The organism is Arachidicoccus sp. (assembly GCF_050436765.1).
Classification (GTDB): Bacteria; Bacteroidota; Bacteroidia; order Chitinophagales; family Chitinophagaceae; genus Arachidicoccus.
On sequence record NZ_JBNQGD010000379.1, the window covers coordinates 1 to 8,671 of the forward strand.

The following is an 8,671-nucleotide window of genomic DNA, read 5'->3' on the forward strand; positions in this document are numbered from 1 at the left end:
ATGAAAGCCCTGTTGAACGGAATCTTTGGTAGCCATCTGCTTTATGGGGTTAATTAAAGTAGCTAAAATGCAGCAGAAAAATACTATTTTTAAATCCTCAAAAGAATTATAACGTAATAGAATTACCGGAAGGTTGCTTTTGAGATTAGAGCTTATTTTAAAAAACATGGTTATAGAAAACAACACGTTGATACTTTGTCTCCAATAGAGTCTTACCGCGCGACATCGGTCAGCAAAAAAGTAAATCGAAAAGGTCCACAGCATAACTTTCAATGTGGGGCTTTTAAAAGGGGCTCTTTGCGGATTTTTTCTATGAGTTCGGCAGTAATAAGTTCGGGACACAACCTCCAAAATATTGACAAAAGAAAATGTGCAAAGTTCATAACTCTATTGGCTGTTTAACAACAGTAAAAACACATTTGAAGCGACACAACATTAATGACTTCAATTCTATAAACGAGGTAATATATTTTCAAAAGAACTTTTCAGCTTTAAGACAGCAAATCATTTCAAATCACCAACAACTGATAGAAAATGAAAAAAATACTCTTGATGTAGAAATTTCACAATTAGACAAAATTATTAAAACGGACAAAACTCATTTTGAAAAAAGTTTTCGCAGTGAGATTGAAGATTTAACGCAAAAGCTAAACAGCTTATCAACTCCAAGGGGTCGGAGTTTTCTTAAGAGACTTATCAACTTTATAAAGCAGTCGTCTTTAAAAAAGAAACTTCAAAGTTTAGAACTCAATTTGAATAACAAGGTTAGTTATGCAGTCAGCAGCTTGGTTGATCAACATCAATATAAAACTAATCGCCGTCAATATATCACTTCGCATTTTATGGACGCAGTTAACGAAAGTTGTTTGACTGAGACAAACAAACTTGAGAATAAACAACGTATAATTGATGAAGTGAAAAATACAATTTATGGAGCGTTAGGCGAGCATAAAGTTGTAAAAGAATTGGAAAACTTATCAGACGATAACATTTTGATAAACGATTTTGCTCTAAGTTTTCATCCTGCTATTTACAATCGACAAGAAAAGGATTATATCAAATCAATTCAGATTGACCATCTGCTTATTACACCTTCTGGTATCTTTCTTATTGAGACGAAAAATTGGAGTGAAAAATCATTAGCGAGTTTGGATTTACGTTCTCCAGTTCAACAAATAAAACGAACAAACTTTGCTCTCTTTAAAATACTGACTGGAGATATTTCAAGCCACAGAGTAATACTTAAACAACATCATTGGGGAGACAGAAAAATACCAGTAAAAAACCTGATTGTATTGACAAATTCAAAACCAAACGAGGAATTTCAACATGTTAAAGTCTTGACAGTTAATGAGCTTCTTGGTTATGTCAAATATTTCAAGCCAATGTTCACAAATGAGGAGACACAGGCAATTGCAAGTTATTTACTCAACTTGAATGACCAAAAACATTTGACACAAAGAGGATGACGACCGAAGTGAAATCTTACTGCTGCTAATACCTAGGCTCTCGTTTTGCACAACGGGCAAGAAACGAAAACGGTGTTGAACAGAATCTTTGTTAACCATTCTTATTATGGAGTTAATTACAGTAGCCGAAATGCAGCCCAAAAATACTATTTTTAAATCCTCAAAAGAATTATGACATAATAGAATTACCGAAAAAGTGCTTTTGAGATTAGAACTTATTTTAAAAACCAATATTATAGAAAAGAAGGGGTGGGTGCTTTCTTGCCAATAGCGTCTTACGGCGACATCGGTCAACAAAAAAGTAAATCGAAAAGGTCCACAGCATAACTTTCAATGTGGGGCCTTTAAAAGGGGCTTTTCGGATACTTTTCTATGAGTTAGTCGAATCTAGGCAGACATAAATATATTCAAATGAACATTCGGTCTCGTCCGGGTTTTAGTTTACATTATAACCGCGCAGCCTATTGCTATCAAATTACGGCTTGGCATTTTATTTGGTACATGTTTTTTGCCCATGGGATTGTTTAATTTTGGTTGTGCAGCTGACAATTGTTATGGTGGCAATTGGGTAACTAAATCCACAAAAAAGTAAAGTAACAATTCAAGATATGGTCCTTGAAAACGCAAAATAAAATGATATGGCAACCTTTAAAGAGTTAATAAGTTCCGACAAGCCGATACTCGTTGATTTCTCCGCAGAGTGGTGCGGTCCCTGCAAAATGATGAAACCAATTTTAGAAGAATTAAAATCTAAAGTGGGCGATAAAGCAACTATTATAAAAATTGATGTGGATAAGAGCCCTACTACTGCAAAGGCCTTTCAGATTCAGGGCGTACCTACTCTGATATTATTTAAAAATGGAAAAATAAAATGGAGAGGTTCGGGTGTTGTAACTGCCACCTCCTTAGAACAAATCATCTATCAACATCAATAGATAAAAATATTTTTCTCTGTCAATAATAAATTCCTTAATCCGATTCAGAATATATTTTAAGGTTTCACTTTAGCAAATTTTTTCAAATACTTACCTATTCTTTTTAAAAGCAAGTGGTAGCGCACCGAGCACCACCATTATGACACCAGAAATGCAAACACACATCCATCCACCAAGGTTCCAGGCAATGCTACCAATGGTAGAGCCCAGGGTGCCCCCAATAAAAAAAGCTGTCATATATAACGTGTTGAGTCGTGTACGAGCTTCTGGCAACAGCGCGTAGTTGCGTGCCAAATTCGGCACATGCGTCGATTGCATTCCCATGTCTATCATGATAATGCCGATAACAACAAGCACGACTGTCCAATCTGCTTTTAGCAAGACAATCCATCCAATTATCATCAAAATAATACCCCAACGCATCGGAATAAATGGACCTTTTCTGTCCGTTACTTTCCCTACAAAAGGAGAAATTAAAGCACCGCCCGCGCCAATAATACCAAACAGTCCAATCAAGGAAAGCGAATAATGAAAAGGCGGTTTTTCTAGAAGAAATGCCATGGTAGCCCAGAAGGCAGAAATAGCACCAAATAACCAAGCACCAATCCATGCACTTTCTCTAATCACCGGCTGCGCTTTGAAGAGTTCCCAAAGAGATTTCATAAGCTTGCCGTAGCTTCCTTTGAATTTAGGTTGTTCTTCCGGAATAATTTTCCAAATCATCACCGTCATTATTACCATAAAGCCTGCTCCGATATAATAAATACTCTGCCAACCCCAATAAGCAGCGGCAAATCCACTAAGCGTACGCGACAATAAAATACCGGTTAGCAGTCCACCCATCACGGTGCCCAAAACTTTCCCACGCTCTTCCTCTACCGCTAAATCTGCTGCTAAAGGAATAAATACCTGACAAGCCGTACTGGCAATCCCCACACAAGTACTGAAAAAATAAAGGACAGTAATATTTTGCGATAAAGCGGTTCCCAACAAAGCCAAAGCGGCTAAAAAATGCATCCAAATCAACAGCTTTCTGCGTTTTATTTTATCACCCAAGGGAACTAAAAAGAACAAACCAATACCATAACCTAATTGAGAACAAATATTAATAATAGATGCCGACTCCTCTTTTACATGAAAAGCGCGAGAAATAGCGCCCAATAACGGTTGACAGTAATACAAATTAGCTACCACTACACCGCAGCCAATAGTAATAAAGTATTTGAGAAAAGGTGTTAGTCGCGCTTGTGGTTTTGCTAAAGACATGTTTAATTGTTCTAATAAAAAAATTACAAACAAAAATAAGTCTCTTTTATTTGTAAACCATTTTGGCTAAATTTCTTTGTCGTAAATTTGATTAAGCAAAAAATCATTCTTATGCAAGATAATGAAATCAAAGATTCATTAGACGGGATGAAAAAATTGATAGAGCTTTCTCGACAACGTTCACAACTGTCAGCAGAGCGAAGTTATATGAATGCAGAGCGAACCTTGTCAGTATGGCTTCGAACGGCATTAGCATCTATGATATTCGGCATAGCCATCGACCGGCTTGGCTTAATGCTCGACCAAATGCCGCAACATGTGGTTGTCGGCATACATGTAGCGCAGCCTGATATTCCCTCTAAAATTATTGGAATTATCCTAATCGTCTTTTCTATGTTAATGGCGTTCTTTTCTGGCCTTCGCTTTATACGCTTTGCACGCTACTTCAAAAAAGAATATGTTTTACCCGCCTACCACAAAGCCTCTCTCCCTGCATCTTTTGCATCTATGATCATCGTATTTGGTATAGGATTACTGATATTGATGATTTGGATTGGATAGAGTTTCTAGAAGTATCCTAACCTTATTCTATCAATTAAAATTATTATTTCCCGTACACTTATTGACTGCCAATTCGCTGAAACCAGCTTCCGATTATAGTGTCGATGCTTAGCCGACTTAAAAAAATAATAAAACAGCCAACAAACTTCGATTGACGTTCCTTAGCTGCTTTATTACACAGGACTATCTGTTTCAGATTAAATTTCCATAGGTACTTCCATTAATAATATTTCCGAATTTTCGGAGCGGGCGATAAGCTTTATTTTATCTGTATCCCAAATTCCTAATCCATCCCTGGTAGAAAGATCGGTATTATCTATGCTGAAATCGCCATTTAAGACGAAGACATAAATGCCATTTTCCGGCTTCCTGACCGTGTATTCAGTTGTCACACCTTTATCAAATTTGCCCAAATGAAACCAAGCGTCTTGATGTATCCAAACGCCTGCATCATCAGGGTTGGGAGACAATATTTGTTGCAACGTATTGTGTCGGTCAGCCGGGTTTAATGAAATCTGATCGTAACGAGGTGTCACATTTTGTTTATTAGGGATAATCCAAATCTGCAAAAATTTTACTTTTTCATCTTTATTTTTGTTGTATTCACTATGGTAAATACCTGTACCGGCACTCATCGCCTGTACATCACCATTTTTAATAATAGTAGTATTACCCATGCTATCTTTATGCTCCAAATCCCCTTCTAAAGGAATACTTACAATTTCCATGTTTTCATGCGGATGTTTGCCAAAGCCCATTGCAGCATCTACCGTATCATCATTTAAAACGCGTAGCGCACCAAAATGTGTTCTTTCCGGATTGTAATAATTTGCAAAACTGAAAGTATGAAAACTGTTCAACCAACCGTGATTGGCGTGACCTCTGGTTGCTGCTTTGTGTAATATTGTGTTTGCCATAATCTTTCCTTTTATCGAATGTTTTTAATACTGCAAATGTCCACCAAATAGGAAGGTGTTTCCAATAATCTACATTAAGTCAAGAAAACTAATTTTCGCTTCGATATTCACATTTAAATAAATTATATTACGATTTTATTACAATCCCGCATGGCCAATATTCCAAAATATAGATTTAACTTGGCAACCGGAATTTCAATACAAATCAAAATCATCATCATTACATTAACTAAAAAACAAAATGAAAAAGTGCTTATTCATATTCATTGGCTTATTTCTACTAGGACAATCACAGGCGCAAATTAGATTACCTAACATACTTTCCAGCGGCATGGTCCTGCAACAAAAAGCGGATGTAAGTTTATGGGGATGGGCAAACCCCACCGACAAAATTTCTATAACTACATCCTGGAACGAAGATACCTTAAAGACAAAAGCCAATGGGAATGGTAAGTGGCAAATAACTATTCACACGCCAAAAGCCGGCGGACCCTATATCATTAGTTTTAAATCACATAATACCATAATAAAATTAAATGATGTTTGGTTAGGTGAAGTCTGGGTTTGCTCCGGACAATCTAATATGGAGTTTACCTATAATTGGCGCAAAACAAAAGATGTCGCTGCTGACTTTGCTACTTGCAATAAATATCGCTTACATTTCTTTCAAATTCCAAAAACAACCGCGAAAACACCTCAGGAGAATTGCGATGGAAGTTGGACCAACTGCGATTCTAATACCGTGAAAAATTTTAGCGCGGTAGCCTATTTCTTTGGGAAAAAATTAAGCGAAAATCTAAATGTGCCTATTGGCCTAATCTCCTCTAACTGGGGTGGGACGCCGGCAGAAGTGTGGACACCAGATAGTGTGATAGACAATAACAAGTTTTTAAAAGAGTGGCAAAAAAGGATAAAACCTACGCCTTGGTGGCCTACAGAGTCGGGCTTGGCATATAATGCAATGATCGCCCCCATAACAAAATATAAAATTGCAGGAACTATATGGTACCAAGGGGAATCGAACGTTGATACGTACCAGAGTTATGCCCCTTTATTTAAAAGCATGATTTCTTCTTGGAGAAACGCATGGGACGAGGAGTTCCCTTTCTATTTTGTGCAAATTGCACCTTATAAATATGGAACATTCAATGTAGGGGCTCATATACGCCAAGCACAAACTGAAGCATTATCATTACCTAAAACAGGAATGGTCGTGACCTCAGATTTAGTTACCGACACAAATGATATTCATCCGCACGATAAGCACGACGTTGGTTACAGGCTGGCAGAGATCGCATTACACGATAATTATGACTTAAAGCAGTTTGATAATTTCTCACCATTGTATCAGTCTTACACTTTAAAAGGCAATAGAGTCGAGATAAATTTAAGCAATGCGAATGAAGGACTGCACAGTAAAAACGGCGATGCAAAAGATCTATATATTGCAGGAGAAGATGGCATATTTTATCCGGCCAAAGTCAAGCTCGGCAAAGGCTCTATTACGGTTTACAACGCGAATATAGCGACTCCGAAAATCGTTGAATACGGATTTAACAATACACAAATGGGCAATATTTTTAATAAGGGGGATATGCCGGTTGCACCCTTTAAAATCGATATTCAATAATTTACCCAAAACGCTTTCTATGCATTTAAATGAATAATTTTTCTTACACCGCATTTGAAATTAGCATCTTGAAACAAAGCTTTACATTAAAATTAATTAGTTTCGCGATGCTAATTTTCAATTTTAATAATTAATGAATCTATCACCACGGGTTGCTGTTGTAATTTTAAATTTTGATGGGAAAGGATATTTAGAAAGATTCCTTCCTACACTATTGGCATCTGATTATGCCAACTTTAAAGTAGTTGTAGCAGACAACGCATCTAGTGATGATTCCATTTCCTTTTTAAAAAGGAATTTCCCAGCGGTAGAAATTATTATTTTAGAAAAGAATTTTGGTTTTGCTGAGGGCTACAATCAGGCATTAAAACAAGTACAGGCAGAGTATTTTGTACTACTCAATTCCGATATAGAAATTACGACAAACTGGATATATCCTATTGTCAATTTGATGGAGGCTGATAAACAAATAGCTATTTGTCAACCTAAAATATTATCCTACAACCAAAAGACACATTTTGAATATGCGGGTGCAGCAGGGGGTTGGATAGATTTTTTAGGCTATCCGTTTGCGCGAGGAAGAGTATTTGAAACATTAGAAGAAGATAAAAATCAATATGGCAATAGTTCCGAAATATTTTGGGCAACAGGAGCGGCAATGTTTATTAAAGCGGAGATCTATAAAAGTCTAGGTGGGCTTTATGGATTTTTCTTTGCACATCAAGAAGAGATAGATTTATGCTGGCGAGCGCAATTAGCCGGCTATAAAGTGGCATGTTGTACCTCTTCAGTTGTTTATCATGTGGGTGGAGGCACCTTACCGAAAGGTCATCGAAAAACTTTTTTAAACTTTAGGAATAATTTGATAATGCTCTCTAGAAACCTACCTCTGAGAGAAAAATTATGGAAAGTACCTTTCCGACTGATATTAGATGGTGTTTTTGCCATGAAATGTCTGCTTTCTAGTGATTTTGATTCCGTAAAAGCCATATTAAAAGCGCACAATGCCTATTATAAATGGCTAATCAAAATAAATGATCAACACAAATTTTCAAAAAAGCCTATGGATAAATTGTCTGGTGTATCAAACCATTCGATTGTTTGGCAATATTTCATTGCTGGAAAAAAAATATTTAAAGAGATTTTCTGAAATAATATTTTGAATTTTCTGTTCAATTCATACATTTGCAAAGTAAAAACAAAGCGTATCTATTATGACTAATCAAGATCAAGCCTATCAGGAAGAGTTAGAACAATTAAAGAACCAAGATTATGCTTACAACAAAGTATCATCTTCAAGATTTTTGTTTTACGTGCAAGTATGGGGCTTTGTGTTCTTTTTGGCTACAGCATGTTATGTACTATGGACTAATAGGTATCAAGGAAAACCTGATATTGAGATCCAAAGTAGCACATTATATACTCCACAGTACAAATAAATATAAATAGCGAGAAAAATTTGGCAGAATAAAATAAGTTTTTATCTTTGCAACCCAAATTACGGATTACATAATTAGTTCTTATTCAATATTTTACCTGCGAAAGTAGCTCATTTGGTAGAGCACGACCTTGCCAAGGTCGGGGTGGCCGGTTCGAGCCCGGTCTTTCGCTCACGAAAAGTCCCACTTATTATTGGTGGGATTTTTTTTCAACGTTTTGCCCTGGTGGTGGAACTGGTAGACACGCAGGACTTAAAATCCTGTGATCAGCAACGGTCGTGCGGGTTCAAGTCCCGCCTGGGGCACATGTGGGATTTTTCCCAAATTTTCCAAGAGGTTTCTCATAACTGAGAAGCCTCTTTTTCTTTATTAATATAGCTTTCAGCGCGAACTCAATTGGGATCAAGTTAAAAAGTTGGGGGATTGCGATAAAACAATTTGCTTTGCCTTAGAT

General features: G+C 36.7%; 8 protein-coding genes and 2 tRNA genes. 8 read left to right on the top strand and 2 right to left on the bottom strand.

The genetic code is table 11. The annotated features are described in order from the left end of the window. Positions 1-368: 368 nt before the first annotated feature. Both ACQR30_RS15955 and trxA read left to right on the top strand, forming a co-directional pair. Positions 369-1,469 carry a nuclease-related domain-containing protein gene (locus ACQR30_RS15955; RefSeq protein ID WP_429736756.1) on the top strand — a complete coding sequence of 367 codons (1,101 nt, stop codon included), beginning with the start codon at positions 369-371 and terminating at the stop codon, positions 1,467-1,469. Positions 1,470-2,107: 638 nt separating this feature from the next. After that, positions 2,108-2,404: a thioredoxin gene (gene trxA / locus ACQR30_RS15960; protein ID WP_429736757.1), complete on the top strand. Its 297-nt coding sequence runs from the start codon at positions 2,108-2,110 to the stop codon at positions 2,402-2,404. Between the two features lie 90 nt (positions 2,405-2,494). On the opposite strand, the gene ACQR30_RS15965 is transcribed toward trxA, so the two are convergent. Beyond that, the gene (locus tag ACQR30_RS15965) at positions 2,495-3,670 is read right to left on the bottom strand and encodes an MFS transporter (protein ID WP_429736758.1); all 1,176 of its coding nucleotides are present in this window, start codon (positions 3,668-3,670) and stop codon (positions 2,495-2,497) included. 111 nt (positions 3,671-3,781) lie between these two features. On the opposite strand from ACQR30_RS15965, the gene ACQR30_RS15970 reads away from it, so the two are divergent. Then, positions 3,782-4,231 carry a YidH family protein gene (locus ACQR30_RS15970; protein ID WP_429736759.1) on the top strand — a complete coding sequence of 150 codons (450 nt, stop codon included), beginning with the start codon at positions 3,782-3,784 and terminating at the stop codon, positions 4,229-4,231. Between the two features lie 197 nt (positions 4,232-4,428). Here ACQR30_RS15970 and ACQR30_RS15975 read toward each other — a convergent pair whose 3' ends face one another. After that, positions 4,429-5,148 carry a pirin family protein gene (locus tag ACQR30_RS15975; RefSeq protein WP_429736760.1) on the bottom strand — a complete coding sequence of 240 codons (720 nt, stop codon included), beginning with the start codon at positions 5,146-5,148 and terminating at the stop codon, positions 4,429-4,431. A gap of 241 nt (positions 5,149-5,389) precedes the next feature. On the opposite strand from ACQR30_RS15975, the gene ACQR30_RS15980 reads away from it, so the two are divergent. The 5 genes from ACQR30_RS15980 (at position 5,390) to ACQR30_RS16000 (ending at position 8,522) form a co-directional block, all read left to right on the top strand. Further along, the gene (locus ACQR30_RS15980; protein WP_429736761.1) at positions 5,390-6,778 is read left to right on the top strand and encodes a sialate O-acetylesterase; all 1,389 of its coding nucleotides are present in this window, start codon (positions 5,390-5,392) and stop codon (positions 6,776-6,778) included. A gap of 133 nt (positions 6,779-6,911) precedes the next feature. Further along, the gene (locus ACQR30_RS15985; protein WP_429736762.1) at positions 6,912-7,928 is read left to right on the top strand and encodes a glycosyltransferase family 2 protein; all 1,017 of its coding nucleotides are present in this window, start codon (positions 6,912-6,914) and stop codon (positions 7,926-7,928) included. Positions 7,929-7,992: 64 nt separating this feature from the next. Then, positions 7,993-8,217 (top strand): hypothetical protein, encoded by a 225-nt coding sequence (locus ACQR30_RS15990; protein ID WP_429736763.1) that lies wholly within the window; start codon positions 7,993-7,995, stop codon positions 8,215-8,217. A 99-nt stretch (positions 8,218-8,316) separates the two neighbouring features. After that, a tRNA-Gly gene (locus ACQR30_RS15995) sits at positions 8,317-8,389 on the top strand. A 47-nt stretch (positions 8,390-8,436) separates the two neighbouring features. Next, positions 8,437-8,522 (top strand) — tRNA-Leu (locus ACQR30_RS16000). Positions 8,523-8,671 lie beyond the last annotated feature (149 nt).

Coding starts and splice junctions, on each gene's coding strand:
- ACQR30_RS15955 (WP_429736756.1), top strand. CDS start 369: ATGTGCAAAGTTCATAACTCTATTGGCTGTTTAACAACAGTAAAAACA.
- trxA (WP_429736757.1), top strand. CDS start 2,108: ATGGCAACCTTTAAAGAGTTAATAAGTTCCGACAAGCCGATACTCGTT.
- ACQR30_RS15965 (WP_429736758.1), bottom strand. CDS start 3,670: ATGTCTTTAGCAAAACCACAAGCGCGACTAACACCTTTTCTCAAATAC.
- ACQR30_RS15970 (WP_429736759.1), top strand. CDS start 3,782: ATGCAAGATAATGAAATCAAAGATTCATTAGACGGGATGAAAAAATTG.
- ACQR30_RS15975 (WP_429736760.1), bottom strand. CDS start 5,148: ATGGCAAACACAATATTACACAAAGCAGCAACCAGAGGTCACGCCAAT.
- ACQR30_RS15980 (WP_429736761.1), top strand. CDS start 5,390: ATGAAAAAGTGCTTATTCATATTCATTGGCTTATTTCTACTAGGACAA.
- ACQR30_RS15985 (WP_429736762.1), top strand. CDS start 6,912: ATGAATCTATCACCACGGGTTGCTGTTGTAATTTTAAATTTTGATGGG.
- ACQR30_RS15990 (WP_429736763.1), top strand. CDS start 7,993: ATGACTAATCAAGATCAAGCCTATCAGGAAGAGTTAGAACAATTAAAG.